We start from the raw sequence: 21,143 nt of genomic DNA on the forward strand, positions 1-21,143 counted from the left end.
CAACTGCGTGCTTCTGCCCCGCGGGTCCGGTACTCCCGAAACCTTCGCGGGGCAGGAGTGAAACAGACGAGTCGATCGACTAGACGTGAAAGCGTCCGGGCCGACCTCGTCCGCGGTAGCGGAGAGGATTTACCCAATGACCAGCATCACCTTCAAGCGCGCCCTCGGCGCAGTTGCAACCGCAGGCGCAGTCGTCGCGATCCCGCTCGCCATGAGCACCGGCACCGCTTCGGCAGCCGGCCACGACTGGTCCGGAGTCGCAAACTGCGAGTCCTCCGGTAACTGGGCCGCCAACACCGGAAACGGCTTCTACGGTGGTCTGCAGTTCACGCAGAGCACCTGGAACGCATTCGGTGGATCGGGCAACGCTGCCAACGCCAGCCAGGCCGAGCAGATCCGTGTCGCCGAGAACGTTCTCGCAGGCCAGGGCGTCGGCGCATGGCCCGTCTGCGGTCAGTACCTGACCACCGGCACCACCGCAGGCAACTACGAGGCCGCAGCCGCCCCCGTCACCGCTGAGGCTTCCGTCGAGTCGGCTCCGGCAGCAAGCACCGGAAGCGGCAACTACGTGGTCAAGGCAGGCGACACCCTGTCGAAGATCGCTGCTGCACACGGCATCTCGCTCGAGAACCTCGCCAGCCAGGTTCCGAACATCAACCTGATCTTCCCGGGACAGTCCCTCTCGGTCTAGTCTCGTGGCCGTTTAGGTCCTCAATGCGTCGAAATTGTCCGGAGCTGATGCAGCCCCGGACAATTTCGGCGTTTCTGCGTTCGCAATGAGCGTTGCCGCTTCCGTATGGATGGGGTCAAGATCCTGGCGCCACCCAAGAATGTGCAGCGCCGACCCGGCGATGACGGCGGCGTCGGGAATCGGGGTGCCTTCGAGCGCGTCGGCTCGCGCGCTGATCACGCTTTCTACCAGGCGAAACGGAAGCTCGGCCAGGTGCGTTGATGATGGATCGTCAATCGCGTCGAGCACATCCTGGGCGAGTGCCCGGTATTGCTCGCGAAGCCGATCGCGATCGGCTCGGAACGACATGAACCTGTCACTTCTCAGTTCCGGTAAGAGATAAAGGACGCCGAGGTTCCACCGTCCGGTGATCAGTTGTGCCGCGTCGATGTACGAAAGTGCGTACAGCTTAACCTCGGGTGCGGTGTCGAGTGGCCTGAGATTCTCCGCGAAGTCGAGCGCCGGCGTCACGGTGTCGGCGAGCAGTGCAACCAGAATGTCGTCCTTGGTGGCGAAATGGTTGTACAGCGATGCCTGACGCATTCCGACTGCTTCGGCGATGTGGCGTGTGGACGTCGCGGCGAAGCCTCGGGTGGTGAACAGTTCAGCGGCTGCATCCAAGATCTCCGCCCGGGCAGTGCCACCCGGGCGTCGGCGAGCGGTCAGGCGGGGTCGTCCGGGGCCGGCGTTGGTCACGCCTTCCATAGTGGCAGGCTGCGGCCTTACGTGCGGGATGGCCGCCGCTGTGAGCATTCGGTCACGTGCTCGAAACGTACTCAACGAGCCTGTTACAGAATCAGGCGAATCGTATACGCGGGCGTCACCTGCGGCGAGTGGATTTCGCGAAAACTATCAATCGACAGTTATTCGCCTCTGAATCGCTTCGCCGAAGGAGTACGCCGTTGAGTGCAACCACCCCGGCTGCGCAGCCCACCACCGCATCCGCACTCGCCTCTTCGCCTCACGACGACGGTGACCTCGCGGAGTTCGGCTACGAGCAGCAGCTGCATCGATCGCTGGGAAAGTTCGCGTCTTTCGCCGCGGGCTTCTCCTTCGTCTCCATCCTCACCACGATCTTCCAATTGTTCGGCCTCGGTTTCGGTTTCGCGGGTCCGGCTTTCTTCTGGACGTGGCCGGTCGTCTTCATCGGTCAGTTCATGGTCGCTCTCAACTTCGCGGAACTTGCTGCCAGATATCCGATTTCGGGTGCCATCTACCAGTGGTCGCGGCGGATGGGTGGTGAGATCGTCGGCTGGTTCGCCGGTTGGTTCATGATTCTCGCTCAGATCGTCACTGCATCGGCCGCCGCGATCGCCTTGCAGGTCGTGCTCCCCAATGTGTGGAGCGGGTTCCAGATCATCGGCGAGGACAGCGCACTCACCTCATCGAGTGGTGCCGCCAACGCCGTGCTGCTCGGATCGGTACTTCTGGTTCTGACCACCTTCATCAACTGCATCGGCGTCAATTGGATGTCGCGTATCAACAACATCGGCGTGACCTGCGAAATCGTCGGTGTCATCGCGGTGATCGGGATGTTCTTCACCCACGCTCAGCGCGGACCGGACGTCGTCTTCGACACCGGCAGTGCCGGCGGTCAGCCCGGATACGCCTGGGCGTGGATCATGTCCGGACTGATGGCTGCTTACGTCATGGTCGGCTTCGGTTCGGCAGGCGAACTGGCCGAGGAGACCCGCAACCCCCGACGCGTCGCACCTCGTACGATCCGGCTTGCACTGTCCGCTTCCGCGCTCGGCGGCGGCTTGATGATCCTCGGCGCGTTGATGGCAGCGCCCTCACTCACCGACGGACGCCTGGCCACGGAAGGTTTGCCGTACGTACTAACATCGATTCTCAGTTCGCCGTGGGGCACGGTCTTGTTGATCGACGTCTCGATCGCAGTGTTCGTGTGCACCTTGGCCATTCAGACTGCTGCTTCACGGCTGATGTTCTCGATGGCCCGCGACGGGCGGCTTCCTGCCTCGCAGGTACTGGCAAAGGTCAACCCCCGCACCGGAACACCTATCGCGCCGTCCGTCCTCATCGGTCTGGTCTGCATTGCCGTCCTGGCCGTCAACGTGGGCAACTCGGCAATTTTTGCAACCCTGTCCAGCGTATGCATCATCTTGATCTACTTGGCCTACCTCATGGTGACCGTGCCGCTGCTGGTTCAGCGTCTCAAGGGATGGCCTCGCACGGCAGTCGGCCCCAAGTTCGACGCCGAAGGCAAAAAGCTTTTCTCCCTGGGCATCTGGGGAGTTCCGGTCAACATCGCCGCGGTTGTGTACGGCGCGCTGATGGTGATCAACCTGTCCTGGCCACGAGCCGAGATCTTCAACCCCACCGGGGAGTACCCCATTCTGCAGTGGGCCGCGCCCATCACGGTAGCGCTGGTCGTGGGGCTGGGAGTCGCTTGCTTCCCACGTGGCCGCGCCACCCCGAATCCCGTCACGATCGGAGCCTGACCATGAGTACTCAGACCACCGCCGGAGCGCGCGAGCATGCCCGGTCTCAAGCTGGAACGATCACCGATTCCATGCCCGTATTGCCGGCAACGCGTTGGCCGAACCCACCCGAAGACGTCGCTCCCGAACGTCTGACCTGGGCTGAGACAGTGCCGGGTGGGCGGTACACGACCAAGGTTCTCGCACGTGGAACCCGATTGCGACTTCGCGACATCGCTGGCAGCGCCTGCGCAAACATCTTGCTCTATCGCGCCGACGCCCCCTGGGAGCGTCTCAACGTCGCCGATACCGTCAAGGTGCCATGGCAGGCCTATCTCGGCGTCGGGCACCCGTTGCTCTCCGATCAGGGGCGAGTACTTGCGACCGTGGTCGCAGACACGTCGGGTCACCACGACGCGTTCTGCGGAACGACGTCACGCGCCACCAACGAGGCGAAGTACGGGCAGGGCTCGCTGCACAGTGCCTCACCCGCCGGGCGTGAACTGTTCACCGTCGCTGCCGCGAAGAACGGACTCGGGCCGCAGGACATTGCGCCTCCGTTGTCCTTCTTCCACGGTGTCCGCGTCGAGGCGGACGGCGCGCTCACCAGTACGGGGTCCGCCGGCTCAGGCGCAACGGTCGACCTTCTGATTCACCTGCCCGTCATCGTGATGATCGCCAACACCGCGCACCCACTCGATCCGGCGCCGCAGTTTCCCACCACGTCCCTCGAAGTGCTCGCGTGGAAGGCCGCCGACGAACTCGGCAGCCTTGACGATCTCGGGCCGGAATACCAACGCGCAGTGCTCAATACCGAAGATGCCTGGACGGCTTCGAACCTGGAGGAGATCGCATGACCACCACCTTGGATGTCCCCGCCCTCGTTCCCGGAACGGTGATCCTCGACGAGATTGCTGACGCATTCGGGCCGTGGTCCGCAGTTGTCCGTGCCGGTGACGTCCTGACCATCGTCGATCTACACGGAAATCAAGCCGTCGACACCCTCGTCTACGCCGGTGACGATCACAGCGTTCGGTACTCGGCAGCAGCGACGGTCACAGCCCAGAAGAACCTGTTTCTGTCCACAGGCTCCGTGCTCCGCAGTGACGACGGAACTCCACTCATGACCCTGGTCGCAGACGAGGTCGGAAACCACGACACCGTCGGCGGCGCGTGCTCACAGGAATCGAACACCCTGCGATACGGCCACCACACCAAGCATCAGCACGCGTGCGTCGAGAACTTCCTCGTCGAGGGCGCAAAATGGGGGCTCGGTAAGCGGGACCTGGTGTCCAACATCAACTTCTTCATGAACGTCCCGGTCGACCCCGACGGCACACTCGGAATCGTCGACGGACTGTCGGCACCAGGCAAGCGGCTCGCGTTGCGTGCCGAACGTGACGTGCTCGTCCTCGTGTCCAACTGCCCGCAGATCAACAACCCGTGCAACGGCTTCGATCCCACGGCCGTCCGCATGATCGTCACACGGCCGGGAGCAGACGAATGAACGCAAAACTGACCATCGTGCGTCCCGGAATGCTGACGACGGTTCAGGACTATCCAGGACGCGTCGGATACTGGCAGATCGGAGTCCCACCATCGGGCCCGATGGACGACCTGTCGTTTCGGTTGGGAAACACCGCACTCGGAAACCCCGAAGGCGCCCCCGGCATCGAATGCGCGATGGCCGGACCTGCCATGACGTTCGACGAAGACACCACGGTCTGCATCACAGGTGCCCCGGTGTCGGTGACCGTCGACGGCGTCGTACACGGTCAGTGGCGACCAGTTTTCGTCCCCGCTGGATCGGTGCTCGACGTCGGAACGGTCAGCGGCCCGGGACTGCGCATCTACGTACTCGTACAGGGCGGAATCGAGACCGACGACTATCTCGGCAGTGCGTCGACCTTCACCCTGGGCAGGTTCGGGGGACACGAAGGTAGGACTCTGCGGGCAGGAGACGTTCTCAAACTCGGACAGGCGACCGGGGTCGCGGGAGCTGTTCCCGCCGAGCATGTTCCGGCGATACACACGTGCTGGGAACTTGCGGTGACCGAGGGCCCGCACGGGGCGCCGGAGTTCTTCACCCGCTCCGACATCGACACGCTGTACGCGACCGAGTACGAGGTCCACTTCAACTCCGACCGCACCGGTGTCCGGTTGATAGGTCCGAAACCAGACTGGGCCAGAACCACCGGCGGCGAAGCCGGACTTCACCCTTCGAACATCCACGACAACGCGTATTCGATCGGTGCACTCGACTTCACCGGCGACACGCCCATCCTCCTCGGACCAGACGGACCGAGCCTCGGCGGCTTCGTCTGCCCGATCACAGTGGTGTCCGCTGATCGCTGGAAGCTCGGACAGTTGGCTCCCGGGAACAAGATTCGCTTCGTGCCGGTCCGCGCCGAACGGGCAGCCTCCCGGCGTGACCTCGGAGTATCGCGTCGAGCGTCCAATTCGGTTGTTCATTCCTCCGGTGGTGACGGCGACGACGGCGTCATAGCCCGCCGTGACGGCGACACCGCGGTCACGTACCGGCGCTCAGGCGACGACAACGTGTTGGTCGAATACGGCGACATGAATCTCGACCTGGCGTTACGTGCGCGTGCTCATGCACTGCATCAGCGACTCGAAGCCGAGAAGCCGGCCGGACTACTCGATCTCACCCCGGGAATCCGCAGCCTGCAGGTCCGCGTCGACCCGGACGTGCTGCCCGTCCGCAAGCTGATGGGAATGCTCGCCGAGGCGGAGGACACCTTGCCGGCGGCCAACGAACTCGTTGTGCCAAGTCGCACTGTGCGGATGCCACTGTCGTGGGACGACCCGGCAACGCGCGAAGCGATCCAGCGGTACATGCACGGGGTTCGCGCCGACGCGCCGTGGTGCCCGTGGAACATCGAGTTCATCCGCCGGATGAACGGTCTCGAATCCGTGAACGACGTGTTCGACACCGTCTTCGGCGCCGACTACATGGTGCTCGGACTCGGTGACGTCTACCTCGGAGCGCCGGTCGCGACGCCGCTCGATCCGCGTCATCGTCTGGTCACGACCAAGTACAACCCTGCCCGCACCTGGACCCCGGAAAATGCCGTCGGGATCGGTGGGGCGTACCTCTGCATCTACGGCATGGAAGGCCCGGGCGGGTACCAGTTCGTCGGACGTACGACGCAGGTGTGGAATCACCGCCACCCCGCGAAGTCCGGGCCGTTCGAGGAGGGCACTCCGTGGTTGCTGCGATTCTTCGACCGGATCTCCTGGTACCCCGTCGAGCCGGAAGAGTTGATGGATCTGCGCGCGGACACCGCCGCCGGCCGCGGCGGGGGCGTCGAGATCGAGGACGGCAGCTTCTCGCTGGCCGAGCATCAGGAGTTCCTCGCGTCGAACTCGCGCTCGATCGAGGAGTTCCGCGCGATGCAGTCCGTCGCGTTCGGGGCCGAGCGTCAGCGCTGGTCCGACGCAGGGGAGTTCGCGCTGCCCGGTTGATGGTCGAGTGAGCACAGTCGTCTTAGAGTGAGCACCGCTTCCAGAGTGTCGGAAGCGGTGCTCACTCAGCAGTAGCGGTGTTCAGTCCGCCTGGAACGGGCAGCAGATGTCTGCGTCAGCGAGTCAGCGCGCGATTGAACAGATCGATGAACGGGCGAGGCGACGGGGTTCCGGTGGGCCGGAAAGGCGCAGAATCCCTCGAAGCGGATACCCACTCGGTTCTGCTCACCCGCGACAAGTCGAGCTGATACCGGGTGTCGGCGGCGAGTCGGTGCAGGAAGAGGGTTCCGGTTCGCCCGTTTCCTTCCCGAAACGGGTGGGCATGATTGAGCGTCGAGTACACCGATGCGAGCGCGAACGACGCAGCGCCGTGATCGAGTGCTACCCAATCGACGGCGGCGATGATCTCTTCGACCTCGGACAGGTAGTTCCGAATCGCCGAGACCGGAGCAAACGTTGCCGCACCTTTCCTGATGTCGACGGTTCTGATGTGTCCGGCCCACTGGTACAGATCTTGGAAAACGTGCTGGTGAAGTAGGAGAAGTTCGGCTGTGTCTCGCGTGTGCGGTACGAGGTCGCTGCCGAGATGCGCCTCACCCAGACGAAGCGCGGTCGCCGCGAACTCGAGTGATTGCAGTGCGGCGGGATCTCGTACGTCGAAATTGTTCGCGAGCACCGATGTACCGCGATAGACGTACGGCGCTGATCTTCGCCAGCGGATCCGCGGGGGAATCGCAGACGAGAGGCCGACGGCTCGCGCCAATTCCTGCTCGAAATACTCACGCCGAGAAAGCATCCCGATCATCACGGCCTCGAGTTCCGCGATCTGTTCATCGCTCGGATCCCAGCCTTCGAGGCGCTCCGCCGCCAGAACCTGTTCGAGCGCAGTGCGATTCACGGATCGATGTCGGGTAGCGCCGACGCGGACGCGGCATATTCGAGTCGTCGTTGCACACCTGCGACCTCGCGCACTGCATTGCTCAGCAAGCTCCGCGAGAGCGGAGTGAGTTCGGAGATCACGACTTCGTCGGTCGGTGGCCGACCTGCCGCGAACTGATCGGTCTGGTGGCGGACACGAATCTGCTGCAACACCTCGAAAGATTCGATCAGTACCTGGGCGTCGTCGTCGAGTAGGAAACCGCTTCCCGCTGCAGCCTTGAGGCGTTCGAGTGTCGAACTCGTGCGGGCGCCCACGGAAATCCCCGCCCAACGAGCGATGTTCACGATCGGTTGGACGGCGCTGGCTTTGAGGTCGACGGTTCCGGTCCGACGCGTCATCACGTCCTTGAACGAATGGAGCTTTGCCTTGTCTCCGACGGCTTCGCGAAGGAGCAGTCGCATGACGGCCGGGTGCAGTCGCAGTTGATCCAACGCCGCAGGGCGAGGATCCAACGCCGGATCGCCCGCGACGACACGGGCATCCGCCAGCATCGACAACATGACCAGGGCCTGGTCCTGGTACGGATTGGATACCCATTTCCGCAGCGCAGTGCGCCATTGTGGGAGCGTCCGAGCGAACCTGGCCTGGGTCGCGACGGCGTTCTTGGTGTCGCGAGGGAACCCGCAGAGATCGAGGATGTCGTGGATGGTCTTCGCGGCGTCGGCTCCCTCGTGATGAGATTCGCCGCCCCACACCAGCGCACTGTCGATATCCGAAGAGGGGAGCGCTTCACGCCTGGCGACGCTGCCGAGCGACAGCCACGCGAAATCCGGTCGCTCGTCTCCGCCCACCACCAATTCTATGGCTCGCCTGACTGTTACGTCGATCAGCACGGCCAGCGTCGCGCCGATGTCGAGCGGAGAGACCCGTGACGCCACCAATTCCGTCACCAGAACAGGGACCGCGCGGGCTGTTTCGACGAGGTGGGCGTCGTCCTGTGCTGTGGCGAGCGCTGCGCGCAGTTCGAAACCCTGATTGGTGGCCGAAGTCAGGAGGTCGCTGAGTTCGAGCACACCCATCAGTGCGCCTGCCTCGGTCACGACCGGGAGATGGCGCAATCCGTACTCGAGCATGTCGGTCACGGCGTCGGCGCCCAATCGATCCGGATCGACTGTCACTGCTGACGGCGTCATCACCGTTGATACCGGCTGATTGCTGTCGATACCACCGACTACCACGCGAGCACGTAGGTCACCTTCGGTGAAGATTCCGAAACCGCTTGTAGCCGTCGGGATCACGACAGCGCGGCGGCCCGCGTCGGTCATCAACTTCGCGGCCTCGCGGATGGTTGCCCGGCCATCGCAGACAATTGCGGGTCCGCGCAACAGGTCTCGTACCCGGCGCATGGCGGGACTCTGCATGCCTTGCCCTGCCGAGTGCCCCGTCATGGGGTCATTGTCTCAGGTGTGTCCGTTTCAGGCAGCGGAGGGTGAGATGTCAGAGACCACCGAGTCGCGAGAGTACGTCGAGAGCGGAATCCGTAGTACGCCAGAGCGCGTCGATCTCCTGTTCTGCGCCCGGACGTGTCTGCGGATTCTGGAGGGCGAATCCGTTGGCCAGCGTGATGGTGTTGTATCCGCTGTCGGCGGCGCGGAGCAGCAGTTCCGAGGGCTGCGAGTTTCCGGCCAATCGGTCGAGTCCTTCGCCGACGAAGTAGAACCGCCAGAGCGGCCCCAGATCGGCGTCGTACTCGGCCTTGGTGAGGGTCACGATCGAACCACCCTTGACGGCAATGGAATCGACAATCTTGTAAAAATCGGGGACATCCTCCGCAGTGGTTCCGGACGTGTCGACGGCGTGAGCGAGGTCGACGGTGAGATGCGCGTTGTAGCCGGCCATGGCGACCCGTGCTGGACTGGCGTCGCACTGACGTGTCAGGGCGAAGTAGTTGCTCCACGCCGGATCGGTGGGAGTACCGGTGAACTCTGCATGGACGTTCACCAGGTACCTGCGCAGCAATTCGAAGCTGACGGAATGGGCCCACTCGTCATCGGCGAAGGCCGCAGGGTCTCGCTGCAGCGGCATCACCGCCTCGTGTTCGACAGCGTCCAGGCCGATGGAGAACAAGCCTCGCCAATCGTGGTGTGAGACGAGGATCGACGTGATCTCACGATGACGTTCGACAGCGGTCTCGAGCCGAGGCAGTCCGGCACCGTTCAGGGTCGTGACGTTGCTGAGTTCGGCAATCCGGCCCACCTCGGCATTGCTCAACTGGCTGCCGCAAGCCGTCGAAAGACTCTCGCCCGGTTCTGCGAGTGCAGAACCGGGCGAGAGGAAAGCGGCGGTGATGCCGAGCGCGAGCGTCAACGGATACAGCCGCATCGGTTTCATCGGCTCAGACTAGGCGCCCATTTCACAAATGTCCGGATTGGCGATCAGCTGAGAACCGCGTCGGCCTCGATCTCGATGAGCAGAGCGGGGTCGATCAGCGAGCTGACCTCGAGGATCGTCGTGGCGGGACGAATCTCGCCGAACACTTCACCGTGCGCGAGAGCGGCCTGCTCCCACTGCGTCATGTCGCGCAGGTACATGCGAGTGCGGATGACGTCGTCGAGCGAGGCGCCGGCCTCGGCAAGTGCTGCCTTGATAGTTTCGAGCGCTGCGCGGGTCTGATCTGTGAGGGTCTCACCAGGAGCGGTGGTGCCGGAGACTGCGATCTGGTTACCGATGCGCACGGCACGGGAGTAACCGATCTTGGGTTCCCATTCGGAACCGGACGAAATATTGATTCTGTTCGACATGCACCGAATTCTGCCAACAACTTCCCGGCCGTGGTGAGGCACGGTCAGGTATTCGCTCCATCTTGACATACCTTAGAACAAGTGTTCGACTTGGGGCCATGAGGTGGTCGGGTCAGGCATTGGATGCAGATGACGGAGCGCTACCCGGACTCGAACGAGCCGGGTTGGTTCGCTCCGTGCAGACTCCCGAGTTCGAGGGAATCACGTTTCACGAGGTGCTCTGCAAGAGCGCGCTCAACAAGATGCCCGAAGAGTCGACGTTGCCGTTCAGCTTCACCGTCAACGCTTTTCGTGGTTGCTCGCACGCATGCCGATATTGTTTCGCGAGACCGAGTCACGAGTATCTCGACCTCGACGCCGGCGCGGATTTCGATTCCCAAGTGGTCGTGAAGACGAACATTGCCGCGGTGCTCCGCAAAGAGTTGGCGCGAAAGTCCTGGAAACGGGAGGCGGTGGCACTGGGTACCAACACCGATCCCTATCAGCGAGCCGAGGGCCGATACCGCTTGATGCCCGGCATTATTCGCGCGTTGACCGAATCCGGAACTCCCTTCTCGATCCTGACGAAGGGAACTCTGCTCCGACGGGACCTGCCGCTGTTGAAAATGGCGGCAGCGCAGGTCGACGTCGGAATCGGTGTGTCGTTGGCGATCAATGACGCTGCACTTCAGAAGCAGATCGAGCCTGGTACCCCGTCGCCGCGGGCGCGTCTCGAGATGATCCGCGCCATCACCGACGCGGGATTCTCGTGCAATGTCATGGTGGCGCCGGTCATTCCGTTCCTCACCGACTCCACCAGTCATCTCGACGGGCTGTTCGAGGCACTGTCCGAAGCCGGTGCGACGAGTGTGACGGTCTTCCCGATGCACCTGCGGGGGAGTACTCGGGGTTGGTTCATGAATTGGCTTGCTCAGGAACATCCGGCGCTCATCCGTCGCTACCGCGAGCTGTACGGACGGGGCGCGTATGTCACTCCCGAATACAAGCGTTGGCTCGCAAGCCGTGTCGAGCCACTGGTCGAGCGCCATGGGTTGGGTGGTCGTTCGGAGCATCGAGACGTCAGCGCAGCTGGCAGTGAGCCGCGTGAGGCGCCCCGGGAACTGGTGGGTGCGGGAGCAGCTCTCACTTTGTTCTGACGGCCGCGGGCGCGTAAATCGGAGGCGCCCCGGACGTTTGCCGGGCTACATTCGCCTGGTGCTACTCACACTGACGTCCACCCCGACCCCGCAGACTCCTGATGCGACCGCGTTGAGCTACCTGCTGCACAAACATCCCGGCCGCGTGCAAAGCTTCGACTTGGCGATCGGCGCCGCCACGGTTCTGTACCCTGAGGCCTCAGCCGAAAAGACCACGGTGGCAGTGATTGTGGACGTCGACCCCATCGAACTTGTGCAGAGTAGGTATCGACGCGGCAAGAGTGGCGACAACTTTTCGCTGGGTGAGTATGTCAACGATCGGCCGTATGCGGCGTCGTCAATACTCTCGGTTGCTCTGTCGAAGCTGTTTCGCACCGCGTTGACGGGAACGTGCAAGTCGCACCCGGAACTCGTCGGAACCGAACTCGCGTTGACCGTCTCGATTCCGGTGGTTCCGTGCGGCGGCGATGCGGAATTGCCTCGTCGGTTGTTCGAGCCGCTGGGCTGGGATGTGACCGCGATACCGGTGCAGCTTGATCCGCACCTGCCGACGTGGGGAAACTCCGACTTCGTGTCGTTGACGCTCACCGGGGAACACACGGTGCAGAGTGCCCTTCGGCACCTCTACGTGCTGTTGCCGGTCCTCGACGACGTGAAGCACTACTGGGTGGGACCCGACGAGGCAGACAAGTTGATCCGCGTCGCTGGAGAGTGGTTGGCGTCGCATCCGGATTCCGCGCTGATCATGTCCCGCTACCTGGCGCGTCGACGCGACCTGGTCGAATCGGTGGTCGATCGACTGATTCCCGACCAAGCAGAGGCGCAGATCGAAGTACCGCGACCGGATCCGCCGCTGGCACGGCTTCGCGTCGACGCAGTTTTGGCGACGCTTCAGCGACTGCATGTCAGAACGATTGTCGACATCGGTTGCGGCGAAGGCAAACTGATCGAGGTGCTGATGCCGCACGCTCAATTCGACAAACTTGTCGGCGTCGATGTGAGCGCGCGCGAACTGACACGGGCGCAACGCAGATTGAAGTTCTCCGAAATGTCCGACGCCCAACGTGAACGTGTGTCTTTGATGCAGTCGTCCGCGACGTACCGCGACGCACGCTTGAAAGGCTTCGACGCAGCCGTGCTGATGGAGGTGGTCGAGCACGTCGACACGGCGCGCCTGCCGGCGCTGGTCAGATCGGTCTTCGTGGACGCAGCACCGCAGTATGTGCTGCTGACTACTCCGAATGCCGACTACAACGTGCTGTATCCGGCATTGGCCGCGGGAGAGTTCAGGCACCCCGATCACAGGTTCGAGTTCTCCCGAACCCAATTCCGCGACTGGGCATCCGAAACGGCCCGAGTCCACGGCTATTGCGTGGAGTTCGAATTTGTCGGAGCAATTGATCCGGTCCTTGGCGGGCCGACACAGATGGCAACCTTCACGAAGGAGGCACGAACGTCATGACGGTGTACGAGATTCCAGATCTCGCCCTGGTAGTACTCATCGGCGTCAGTGGCTCGGGAAAGTCGACCTTTGCGGCGCGTCACTTCAGTGAGTTCGAAACTCTCTCGAGTGACACATTCAGAGGGTGGGTCAGTGATGATCCGAACTCACAGGAGTCGACGTCCGATGCTTTCGAAGTGCTGGAGTTCGTCGCGGCCAAGCGTTTGCGACGCGGACGCCTCACGGTGGTCGACGCGACCAACGTCCAGCCCGCCGCGCGCAAGCGACTCGTTGCGTTGGCTCGCGAGCACGACATACTGCCGGTGGCAGTCGTGCTCGATATTCCGGAATCGGTCTGTTCTGCGCGCAACGACGCACGCTCTGATCGGACGTTCGGACGCGACGTCATTCGCCGCCAGCACCAACAGCTGACTCGCTCGCTTCGCGGGTTGGGCAAGGAAGGTTTCCGTTCGGTTCACATACTCAGAGGTGAGGACGCGGTTTCCGAAGCCACATTCTTGCGCCACCCGCTCCGCAGCGATCTGCGTGTCGAGCGTGGTCCGTTCGACGTCATCGGTGACATCCACGGATGTCGAAGCGAGCTCGAGACGCTCCTCGTGAAACTCGGCTACACCATCGACTTCGGGACGGATGGCAGAGCTGTCGATGCGGTGCCGCCGGTCGGGCGAACTGCCGTCTTCCTCGGTGACTACGTGGATCGAGGTCCGGATTCGGTCGGTGTGCTGCGTCTGGTCATGGGGATGGTCGCGGCGGGACACGCGATAGCGGTTCCGGGTAACCACGAGAACAAACTCGTCAAGGCGCTGCGCGGCAAGAAGGTCACGCCGAGTCACGGACTCGCCGAGACCCTCGAGCAGATGGCCACCGAGTCGGCGGAGTTCCGCGAAAGCGTCGTCGACTTCTGTGACGGCCTCGTCGCGCACCTCGTCCTGGACGACGGCAAACTCGTTGTCGCGCACGCCGGTCTCAAGGAGGACTACCACAACAGGGCATCCGGTCGAGTCCGGAGCTTTGCGCTCTACGGTGAAACTACCGGTGAGACGGACGAATTCGGCTTACCCGTTCGATACCCGTGGGCGCAGGACTACCGAGGATCAGCGATGGTCCTCTACGGTCACACGCCGGTGCACGAGGTGGAATGGATCAACAACACCGCGTGCCTCGACACCGGGTGCGTCTTCGGTGGATCCCTCACCGCCCTTCGATACCCGGAACGAGAGATCGTGTCGGTTCCGGCGGAGCAGGTTTGGTACGAGCCGGTGGTACCGCTGGCACCGCCGACTCGTGATCCGGATGTGCTCGATCTCGCCGACGTCCTCGAAACGACCGGCGTCGACACCGAACTGCGCGGTCGAGTGTCCGTTCGCACCGACAACGCTGCCGGCGCCTTGGAAGTGATGAGCTGATTCGCGGTCGCGCCGCAATGGCTGCGGTACCTACCGCCGACCATGGCGCCCTGCGCGAGCGCCCAATCCGATGACTATCTGGAACACCCGTCGACCGCGTTCGACGCATACCGGGCCGGCGGAATCGGAACAGTGATCTGCGAAGAGAAGCACATGGGTTCGCGGGCAGTGGTGCTCGTGTGCCGTGATCGATCGGTTGCTCAGTCCCGCTTCGATGCACCGGATGCGCTCACCGGGATGGTGCACACCCGCACCGGCCGCCAGTTCTTCGACGACGACCTGACTCAGCAGTTGATCGACGACATCGCCGCCGCAGTCACCTCCGCTGGGTTGTGGGAAGAGCTGGGCACCGACTGGCTGCTCCTCGACTGCGAACTGTTGCCGTGGAACGTCAAAGCGGAAGGTCTGCTGCGCTCGCAGTACGCGTCGGTCGCGGCGGCCGGGCGATCAGACCTCACAGCTCGCGAGGCCGTGCTGGCGCGGGCCGGGTCGCGGGGCCTGGACGTGGCGGAGATGTTCGAACAGACAACTGTTCGGGCCGCCAGTATCGAGCGCTTCGGCGAGGCGTACCGACGGTACGTGTGGCCGACGAACGGACTGGACGGCGTCACCATCGCGCCGTTCCAGATTCTGGCGGCCGAGGGCCAGTCGTACGGGGAACGGGATCACGAATGGCACCTCGGTATTTCGGACCGCCTGGCCGCGGCCGACCCGAGTCGATTTACCACTACACGTCGCCTGGTGGTCGATCTCGGTTCCGAGGACTCGGTGTTCGAAGCGACGAAGTGGTGGGAGTCGCTCACCGGCGACGGTGGTGAGGGGATGGTCGTCAAACCGCTGGCGAATCAGATTCACGGACCGCGGGGGTACGACGCGAAGGTTCAGCCAGGGATCAAGGTCCGCGGCCGGGAGTACCTACGGTTGATCTACGGTGCCGACTACCTCGAACCGTCGACACTTGCTCGGCTACGCAATCGCAACCTCGGACACAAGCAGTCGATGGCGCTGCGCGAGTACGCGCTCGGCATGGAGGCGGTATCCAGGCTCGTCGACCGTGAACCTTTGTGGCGAGCGCACCAGGCCGTGTTCGCGGTGTTGGCTCTCGAATCGGAGCCGGTCGACCCGCGGTTGTGACGGCCGGTGCGCAGGCTCGGATTGATACCGTCGGGTATGGGTGTGATTGCTCGCGTGGACGGTTTCAACCGACGCCATCCGTGGAGTCACAACGATTACTACGGCCGGTGGGTTCTACGTAATCTGCGCGGGGTCAGGTCCGGTCGCGCTCTCGACGTGGGGTGCGGGACCGGCAATCTGATCGACCTCTTGCGTCGGCGGTTCGACGTGGTGGTCGGTGTGGAACCCGACCTGACAACCTCGGCCGCCGTGCGCGCAAGGTTTGTCGACGACGAGAACGTGATCATCGACGCGCAGCGGATCGAGGACTTTGCATCCGAGGCGAAGTACGACGCGATCACAGTCGTCGCAGCGTTGCATCATCTGCCACTCGAAGAGTCGATGAAGCAGCTGAGTAGCCTGCTCGAACCGGGCGGGCGGCTCGTCGTGGTCGGGTGTTATCGATCGACCACAGCCACCGACGCACTCCTGTCGGTGTTGGCGACCGTGTGCAATCCCGTCGTCGGCGTCGTCAAGCATCGACGGGTTGCCTCCGAGCCACTGAAGGCGATGACAGCTCCCACCGCGGAACCGGGTGAGTCGATGGCTGACGTCCGGCGCGCGGCCGCGTTGTGTCTGCCAGGTAGCCGGATCAGGAGACGACTGTTCTGGCGATACACCCTGATCTACGACGAGAGTCCGGCCGGCGCGTCGGTGGGGGAGTGAGTAGACCGTTCCGGTTCCTGGGGAAACGCGCGTCGGCCGAACCCGACTATCGCCAACGAAGCGATCATCAGAGCGACCCCGATGCCCGCCAGATGTGAGAGCCCGCCACTGTCGACGACGGCCGCACCGAGCAGAGCGCCCGTTGCAATCGCGATCTGGAACACGACAACGTAGATGGCCGAGGCACGGTCGGTCCCGATAGGGACGGCGCGCAGAACCGAGGACTGGAGGCAGATCGGAACGGTGGTGAACGCCGCACCCCACAAGATCGTGGCGACGACAGCGAACGCTCCCATCGACGGCGCCAAGAGCCAGAAGATGGCCAGCGCGCCTGCCACCGTCGCGATCGAGATGAGCGTGAAGAGGCGTGGTCGGCGGTCGTAGTACTTGCCGGCGACCCACACTCCGACGGCGCCGGCGGCGCCGTAGACCAGAAGCATCGCGGTACGGATGCCACCGGACGAGCCGAGGCTTTCCTCCACCAGAAGTGTGAAGAACGTGTACGAAGCGAATTGCCCCAGGGCGGCAAACAGCGTTGCCGCGCAGATGACGGCGAGTGCCCGTTTCATCGCCGGTGTCGGCTTCGGTTTGTCTCGCTTGCTCCGATGGTGTTGATCGACCGGCATTTCGGGCAACGCACGATGCAGTGAGAAAGCAATGACCACTGCCACCACACCGATTGCCGCCGACGCGGTCCGCCAACCCCAGGACTGGCCGATCGCCGAAGACAGTGGCCCTCCGAGAACAAAAGCGAGAGACGTACCGGCATACACCATCGCGATTGCCTTGCCCTGTTGTCCGCGCGGAACCAGAGTGGCTGCGACCGGTGCAACGACAGCCCAGAACACTCCGTGCGTCGCAGCGCAGAGCAATCGTCCGATCACCAGCATCGGATAGTTGACGGCCAATGCTGCGACCAGTTGCGACACCGCGAGGGTGGCCACCGTCAGAACGACGACGCGTCGTCGCGGCCAGGTTTTGACCGCTCCAATCAGCGGAAGCGTCAAGACCGCGACACCGTATGCGTAGAAGGTCAGCAGTAGGCCGACACGCCCTTCGGTGACGTCGAGGTCCGTCGAGATTTCGCTGAGCAGTCCGACGGGGAGCATTTCGGCCGTCACGTAGGCGAAGGCTGCTCCGGCCAGTGTCATCAGCCGTAGCGTGGTTGCCTTCGGCAGTCGAGCACTCATGTTGTGTAACGATACATGTATCGATACACACCTGCGCAATGGATATTTTTCACTCGCTATGCTGATGCTCATGGCCATACGTGCGCAGCGTTCGAGTCGTCCGACGATGGCCGACGTCGCCAAGGCCGCAGGCGTGTCGGTGATGTCGGTGTCGTACTCCTTCGCGCAGCCCGAGCGCGTGTCTGAATCAACGCGGGCCAAGGTGTTCGCCGCCGCCGAAGAGCTCGAGTACGCGGGCCCGAACCGGGCGGCGCAGTCCTTGCGGAGCGGGAAATTCAACAACATCGCGGTCGTCTTCAGCGAGAAGCTGACGTACGCCTTCGAAGACGCAGTAGCTCGGCGATTCCTCTCGGGAGTCGCCGAAGCGTGCCTGGATGCGAACGCCGGGCTGATGATGCTGCCGAACTCGGGGAAACCGGGAGACGTCGACAGAGTTCGCGACGCGGCAGTAGACGGTTTTGTCGTCTGGACCACCGTCTTCGACGATCCCATCCTCGACGCGATTGTCGGCACCGGAAAACCCGCATGCATCCAGGGTGGTCCGTTGCACGAGGGTGTGGATCTCGTCGGGATGGACGATGTTGCCGGCGCCGTTGCGATCGCGGCAGTCGGGTTGTCGGGGGCGCAGCGGCCCGCGGTGATCAGCCTTCCGTGGGATCGTGAGCGTCGGTCCGAAATTCGGATGGACGTGGATCCAGGTGAAGCGTTCTTTCCGGTGTCCCGCCATCGGCTCGAGGGCTACGAGCGCGCCGTCCGCGATGCGGGCCTCGATTGGTCCTCGGTGCGGGTGGGGGTGGTCACTGTCAACGAGCGGAGCGAGGGTGCGCGGATGGCTCGGTCCCTGCTCGACGTTCCCGAGAGCCGAAGGCCCGATGTCATCTTGGCGATGAGTGACGAACTGGCTCTGGGGGTTCTGGACGCGATCCGTGAACTCGGCCTCGCGCTGCCCGACGATGTCGCAGTCGTCGGATGGGACGACACAACAGCCGCATCGGACGCCGGCCTGACAACGGTTCGCCAGTCCCTGTTCGATCAAGGGCGCAATGCAGCTCGCGTGGTTCTCGGGCTCGACGATGCGGTCGAGCCGGTCGAATGGTCGGTGCGTCGGCGAACCTCGACGAAATGATCACCCCGGTCATCGTCGACGGTCTGCGTTTTCGGTGGTTTGTTCCTCCAGAATTGGGGGAGACCGTCCGGTGGGGACTCTCCTGGAATGTCGACAACCCGCGCCGGTGGGCGGTTGCCGAAGTCGCGGGTGCATTGCACCTACTTGCCGGAACTCCTCGTGACGACCCAAACGCGCGTCAGGCGTGGATAGACTTCGGCGCAGATGCCGCCACGACCGGGGTAGTTCGGCGCCTGCGGCTCATGTCGATGGAGTCCGACATGCTGCCCGACCCGAAGTTTCCGCACGGCCCGAACTGGGGTTGGGCTACGAGGCAATTCGTGCCTGGCTCCGAGCGGTTCTAAGAGTTGGCCCGTGCACCTCGTGCGTTGCGCTCGTATCAGCTGACCGATCGTGAATACGGGCCGCGGCGCGAGGACTTCCTCCTGGTCGACCTCGAGACGGCTGCTTGATCGTTGGGACCTGACACCGTTTTCATTCAGTGGACACAGACTCCAGCTGATCGGAGTCAGTGTCTGCTCGACGAAACCGGTGCCAGGTGCTTCGACTAGCGCGCTCTGCCGACCACGTTCAGTGCGTATTTACCGGGCGGCGCCCCGACATGCTTGACGAAGTGCCGCGACAGGTGGGATTGATCGTGGAATCCGACGTCGACGGCCACGTCCGCCAATTCGCGCCCGGCGAGGATTGCGCGTCGCGCCAGATCGATTCGACGTCCCGTCACGTACTTGTGAGGCGGAAGCCCGAAATGCTTCGCGAAGTTCTTGATCAGATACGTGGGGTTCCGCTGCAGGATGTTCGACGCTTCCCGCATCGTGATTCCCGTTGTGAGTCGCGCATCGAGCAGGTCCCGAAGTTGATCGGCAACGCGTTCGTCAACGGTCCGCGTGTGACGGGATCGACCTGTGGCCGGTGTGAGGATCTCGTTCAATCTTTCAGCGAGGAATCCCAGGCGACTTTCGGCCTCGAGTGATTCGCCGTCCGGGCCGAGTGCAGAGTGCAGTTGATCGATGCGATGGCGCAGCAGAGGGTCTCGAATCTCGGGGCTGTCCACCGCCGGGCCTATGAGGACCTCGCCGAGAACTGACGTGTCGAGGTAGAGGATTCGTTGACGAAATCCGGCCTCGGTGACCGGAACTCCGTCGTGTGCGATGCCTGGCGGCAACAGAGTCACGATCTCGGGTGCCGCGCCATGAGCGCGATGATCGAGGTCGTATGCAATCGTGCCGCGGTCGACGAGCATCAGAGACCACTGATCGTGCGTGTGTTTGGGATAGGCGTGTCCGACGAAATCGGCATGGAAGACCTCGGTGATTCCCGCGAGGCCCGGTGCCCACGCGGTGATCTGTGCGCCGCGGGGATCCATGTCAGAAACGTACAAGACGCAGCTGCCTCGGGTGACGAAGAGTGGCGGGGTCGTCATCGCGATGGTGGCGCGCCCGAGGGAGGAACAACATGAACAGTTCGGCAACAGCGGTATCGCTCCGCGAGAAGTTCGGTCAGTTCACCGAGCACTGGTCGCCCAAGAAGATTGCGGCCCTCAATGATTACGAGATCAAGATCGTCAAGATCAAAGGTGAATTCGTCTGGCACTCCCACACCGACACCGACGAAATGTTCCTGGTGACGAAGGGGCAGATTCGAATCCAACTCCGAAACGGAGATGTTCCACTGGGGCCCGGTGAACTGTTCGTGGTACCGCGCGGAGTCGAACATTGCCCGATCGCCGAGGACGAAGCGGAGGTGATGTTGATCGAACCCGTTGGCGTGGTGAATACCGGGAACGTCGGAGGGGCGCGAACCGCAGTGCTCGAGGACTTTTCGTAGTTACCGGCTCTTCCAATCCAGGGGATTGGTACGCAACGGCAAGGCCATTCCCGATCTCCAGAGCGTCGCCGCGCGAGAGTGAGGACGAAGCTCGACCTCGCGCCGCATCGACTGCGCGAACTCGTCGGTGAACCCTGTTCGCGGGTACTCCGCGATTGTTGCATCAACAGTTGCTCGCGGAATTTCGGGCGCACGCCGACCGGCAACGTCGAAATGCGCTGCGGCATGCAGTAGGTAGGCGTCAGCGCCCGTGCCGCGGTCGACGGTCAGATCCATGTGCAGACGGATCGCTTCGCCGATTCGCTGTACCGACCTCTCCGAAGTTCCCACTCGGGTCGCGAGTTCTTCTGCGTCTGCGGCACTGATGTAGGTGAAACACCCGTGCTCGGCCGATCCTTCTGCGCCCAGTCCGACATCGTGAAGGGCGCACGCAGTGAAGAGATCTTCGGGGTCGTACTCGATCGCATCGATCTGCGCGAAGGCGTCGGCCCAGATCCAGCAGCGCAGGCTGTGGTTCAAGACCGCGGGGGAGAGGGTTCCTCTGGCGTGATCGAGCGCTTCGCTGCACAGCTTGGTGTCGGGGAGTGGGCGTTTGCGCAGCTCGGGTGTGCGAGTGGGGTAGCGGCCGAGCCGGAGTCGGAGCATCGACGGAGCACTCATGGCCTGCGCAGCAGCCGCGCGGGCCATGAGTTGTATCTGCTCGAGAGTGGTGAGCTCACCAGGGCGCATCGAATTCCTGTTCTGGGTGGGGGACAGCTGGATACGAATCTAGTTGGCAGGGAAACTTCTTCACAGATGTCCAATATCTGTCAATGACGG

At 63.2% G+C, this 21,143-nt stretch carries 19 protein-coding genes and 1 pseudogene; 12 read left to right on the forward strand and 8 right to left on the reverse strand.

Going from position 1 to position 21,143, the window contains the following annotated elements:
• The first annotated feature begins 136 nt into the window (after positions 1-136).
• Positions 137-691 (forward strand): LysM peptidoglycan-binding domain-containing protein, encoded by a 555-nt coding sequence (locus BH682_RS13790; RefSeq protein WP_003944949.1) that lies wholly within the window; start codon positions 137-139, stop codon positions 689-691.
• Positions 692-703: 12 nt separating this feature from the next.
• On the opposite strand, the gene BH682_RS13795 is transcribed toward BH682_RS13790, so the two are convergent.
• Positions 704-1,435 (reverse strand): TetR/AcrR family transcriptional regulator, encoded by a 732-nt coding sequence (locus BH682_RS13795; protein WP_003944898.1) that lies wholly within the window; start codon positions 1,433-1,435, stop codon positions 704-706.
• A 197-nt stretch (positions 1,436-1,632) separates the two neighbouring features.
• On the opposite strand from BH682_RS13795, the gene BH682_RS13800 reads away from it, so the two are divergent.
• The 4 genes from BH682_RS13800 to BH682_RS13815 are packed head-to-tail and all read left to right on the forward strand — an operon-like array spanning position 1,633 to position 6,657.
• Positions 1,633-3,192, forward strand: coding sequence for an amino acid permease (locus BH682_RS13800; RefSeq protein WP_042951823.1), 1,560 nt, complete (start codon positions 1,633-1,635; stop codon positions 3,190-3,192).
• A 2-nt stretch (positions 3,193-3,194) separates the two neighbouring features.
• A complete protein-coding gene (locus BH682_RS13805; protein ID WP_047270362.1) occupies positions 3,195-4,028 on the forward strand; it encodes an urea amidolyase associated protein UAAP1 in 834 nt (277 codons plus the stop codon).
• On the forward strand, positions 4,025-4,678 hold the full coding sequence (locus tag BH682_RS13810; protein ID WP_007728099.1) for an urea amidolyase associated protein UAAP2: 654 nt from the start codon (positions 4,025-4,027) through the stop codon (positions 4,676-4,678). The genes BH682_RS13805 and BH682_RS13810 overlap by 4 nt, the downstream gene beginning before the upstream one ends.
• A complete protein-coding gene (locus BH682_RS13815; RefSeq protein ID WP_075833099.1) occupies positions 4,675-6,657 on the forward strand; it encodes a 5-oxoprolinase/urea amidolyase family protein in 1,983 nt (660 codons plus the stop codon). Before BH682_RS13810 ends, BH682_RS13815 begins: the two co-directional genes overlap by 4 nt.
• Before the next feature lie 115 nt (positions 6,658-6,772).
• On the opposite strand, the gene BH682_RS13820 is transcribed toward BH682_RS13815, so the two are convergent.
• The 4 genes from BH682_RS13820 to BH682_RS13835 are packed head-to-tail and all read right to left on the reverse strand — an operon-like array spanning position 6,773 to position 10,338.
• The gene (locus BH682_RS13820; RefSeq protein WP_075833101.1) at positions 6,773-7,555 is read right to left on the reverse strand and encodes a Fic/DOC family protein; all 783 of its coding nucleotides are present in this window, start codon (positions 7,553-7,555) and stop codon (positions 6,773-6,775) included.
• Positions 7,552-8,985 carry a putative nucleotidyltransferase substrate binding domain-containing protein gene (locus BH682_RS13825; RefSeq protein WP_223304669.1) on the reverse strand — a complete coding sequence of 478 codons (1,434 nt, stop codon included), beginning with the start codon at positions 8,983-8,985 and terminating at the stop codon, positions 7,552-7,554. The genes BH682_RS13820 and BH682_RS13825 overlap by 4 nt, the downstream gene beginning before the upstream one ends.
• A 49-nt stretch (positions 8,986-9,034) precedes the next feature.
• Positions 9,035-9,919, reverse strand: coding sequence for a DUF5995 family protein (locus BH682_RS13830; RefSeq protein WP_083954750.1), 885 nt, complete (start codon positions 9,917-9,919; stop codon positions 9,035-9,037).
• A 53-nt stretch (positions 9,920-9,972) separates the two neighbouring features.
• Positions 9,973-10,338, reverse strand: coding sequence for a RidA family protein (locus BH682_RS13835; protein WP_019748335.1), 366 nt, complete (start codon positions 10,336-10,338; stop codon positions 9,973-9,975).
• A 98-nt stretch (positions 10,339-10,436) separates the two neighbouring features.
• Between BH682_RS13835 and BH682_RS13840 the strand changes: the two genes are divergently transcribed.
• The 4 genes and pseudogenes from BH682_RS13840 to BH682_RS13855 all read left to right on the forward strand — a co-directional run bounded on the left by BH682_RS13840 (position 10,437) and on the right by BH682_RS13855 (position 16,181).
• Positions 10,437-11,474 carry an Rv2578c family radical SAM protein gene (locus BH682_RS13840; RefSeq protein WP_003944842.1) on the forward strand — a complete coding sequence of 346 codons (1,038 nt, stop codon included), beginning with the start codon at positions 10,437-10,439 and terminating at the stop codon, positions 11,472-11,474.
• A 37-nt stretch (positions 11,475-11,511) separates the two neighbouring features.
• Positions 11,512-12,936, forward strand: coding sequence for a 3' terminal RNA ribose 2'-O-methyltransferase Hen1 (locus BH682_RS13845; protein WP_075833107.1), 1,425 nt, complete (start codon positions 11,512-11,514; stop codon positions 12,934-12,936).
• Positions 12,933-15,476: pseudogene (locus BH682_RS13850) on the forward strand (polynucleotide kinase-phosphatase). The gene BH682_RS13845 and the pseudogene BH682_RS13850 overlap by 4 nt, the downstream one beginning before the upstream one ends.
• A 36-nt stretch (positions 15,477-15,512) precedes the next feature.
• Positions 15,513-16,181: a class I SAM-dependent methyltransferase gene (locus BH682_RS13855; RefSeq protein ID WP_075833109.1), complete on the forward strand. Its 669-nt coding sequence runs from the start codon at positions 15,513-15,515 to the stop codon at positions 16,179-16,181.
• Here BH682_RS13855 and BH682_RS13860 read toward each other — a convergent pair.
• The gene (locus BH682_RS13860; protein ID WP_039972887.1) at positions 16,142-17,371 is read right to left on the reverse strand and encodes an MFS transporter; all 1,230 of its coding nucleotides are present in this window, start codon (positions 17,369-17,371) and stop codon (positions 16,142-16,144) included. The two genes, BH682_RS13855 and BH682_RS13860, sit on opposite strands and share 40 nt — an antisense overlap.
• Before the next feature lie 70 nt (positions 17,372-17,441).
• On the opposite strand from BH682_RS13860, the gene BH682_RS13865 reads away from it, so the two are divergent.
• Both BH682_RS13865 and BH682_RS13870 read left to right on the forward strand, forming a co-directional pair.
• A complete protein-coding gene (locus BH682_RS13865; RefSeq protein WP_223304668.1) occupies positions 17,442-18,497 on the forward strand; it encodes a LacI family DNA-binding transcriptional regulator in 1,056 nt (351 codons plus the stop codon).
• Complete coding sequence (locus tag BH682_RS13870) at positions 18,494-18,841, forward strand: hypothetical protein (protein ID WP_223304667.1); 348 nt, start codon at positions 18,494-18,496, stop codon at positions 18,839-18,841. Before BH682_RS13865 ends, BH682_RS13870 begins: the two co-directional genes overlap by 4 nt.
• Before the next feature lie 203 nt (positions 18,842-19,044).
• Here the strand turns inward: BH682_RS13870 and BH682_RS13875 are convergent, their stop codons facing one another.
• Positions 19,045-19,863 carry a helix-turn-helix domain-containing protein gene (locus tag BH682_RS13875; protein ID WP_075833113.1) on the reverse strand — a complete coding sequence of 273 codons (819 nt, stop codon included), beginning with the start codon at positions 19,861-19,863 and terminating at the stop codon, positions 19,045-19,047.
• Between the two features lie 89 nt (positions 19,864-19,952).
• On the opposite strand from BH682_RS13875, the gene BH682_RS13880 reads away from it, so the two are divergent.
• The gene (locus BH682_RS13880) at positions 19,953-20,324 is read left to right on the forward strand and encodes a cupin domain-containing protein (RefSeq protein ID WP_003945018.1); all 372 of its coding nucleotides are present in this window, start codon (positions 19,953-19,955) and stop codon (positions 20,322-20,324) included.
• Here the strand turns inward: BH682_RS13880 and BH682_RS13885 are convergent, their stop codons facing one another.
• Positions 20,325-21,053 (reverse strand): HD domain-containing protein, encoded by a 729-nt coding sequence (locus tag BH682_RS13885; RefSeq protein WP_075833115.1) that lies wholly within the window; start codon positions 21,051-21,053, stop codon positions 20,325-20,327. It lies immediately after the preceding gene.
• Positions 21,054-21,143 lie beyond the last annotated feature (90 nt).

Origin of the sequence: Rhodococcus sp. YL-1, assembly GCF_001942025.1 — a bacterium.
GTDB lineage: Bacteria > Actinomycetota > Actinomycetes > Mycobacteriales > Mycobacteriaceae > Rhodococcus_F > Rhodococcus_F qingshengii.

Excerpts from the sequence above, each read along its gene's own strand:
- BH682_RS13790 (WP_003944949.1), top strand. The coding sequence starts at position 137 with ATGACCAGCATCACCTTCAAGCGCGCCCTCGGCGCAGTTGCAACCGCA.
- BH682_RS13795 (WP_003944898.1), bottom strand. The coding sequence starts at position 1,435 with ATGGAAGGCGTGACCAACGCCGGCCCCGGACGACCCCGCCTGACCGCT.
- BH682_RS13805 (WP_047270362.1), top strand. The coding sequence starts at position 3,195 with ATGAGTACTCAGACCACCGCCGGAGCGCGCGAGCATGCCCGGTCTCAA.
- BH682_RS13810 (WP_007728099.1), top strand. The coding sequence starts at position 4,025 with ATGACCACCACCTTGGATGTCCCCGCCCTCGTTCCCGGAACGGTGATC.
- BH682_RS13815 (WP_075833099.1), top strand. The coding sequence starts at position 4,675 with ATGAACGCAAAACTGACCATCGTGCGTCCCGGAATGCTGACGACGGTT.
- BH682_RS13825 (WP_223304669.1), bottom strand. The coding sequence starts at position 8,985 with ATGACGGGGCACTCGGCAGGGCAAGGCATGCAGAGTCCCGCCATGCGC.
- BH682_RS13830 (WP_083954750.1), bottom strand. The coding sequence starts at position 9,919 with ATGCGGCTGTATCCGTTGACGCTCGCGCTCGGCATCACCGCCGCTTTC.
- BH682_RS13835 (WP_019748335.1), bottom strand. The coding sequence starts at position 10,338 with ATGTCGAACAGAATCAATATTTCGTCCGGTTCCGAATGGGAACCCAAG.
- BH682_RS13840 (WP_003944842.1), top strand. The coding sequence starts at position 10,437 with ATGAGGTGGTCGGGTCAGGCATTGGATGCAGATGACGGAGCGCTACCC.
- BH682_RS13855 (WP_075833109.1), top strand. The coding sequence starts at position 15,513 with ATGGGTGTGATTGCTCGCGTGGACGGTTTCAACCGACGCCATCCGTGG.
- BH682_RS13860 (WP_039972887.1), bottom strand. The coding sequence starts at position 17,371 with ATGAGTGCTCGACTGCCGAAGGCAACCACGCTACGGCTGATGACACTG.
- BH682_RS13865 (WP_223304668.1), top strand. The coding sequence starts at position 17,442 with ATGGCCATACGTGCGCAGCGTTCGAGTCGTCCGACGATGGCCGACGTC.
- BH682_RS13870 (WP_223304667.1), top strand. The coding sequence starts at position 18,494 with ATGATCACCCCGGTCATCGTCGACGGTCTGCGTTTTCGGTGGTTTGTT.
- BH682_RS13875 (WP_075833113.1), bottom strand. The coding sequence starts at position 19,863 with ATGGATCCCCGCGGCGCACAGATCACCGCGTGGGCACCGGGCCTCGCG.
- BH682_RS13880 (WP_003945018.1), top strand. The coding sequence starts at position 19,953 with ATGAACAGTTCGGCAACAGCGGTATCGCTCCGCGAGAAGTTCGGTCAG.
- BH682_RS13885 (WP_075833115.1), bottom strand. The coding sequence starts at position 21,053 with ATGCGCCCTGGTGAGCTCACCACTCTCGAGCAGATACAACTCATGGCC.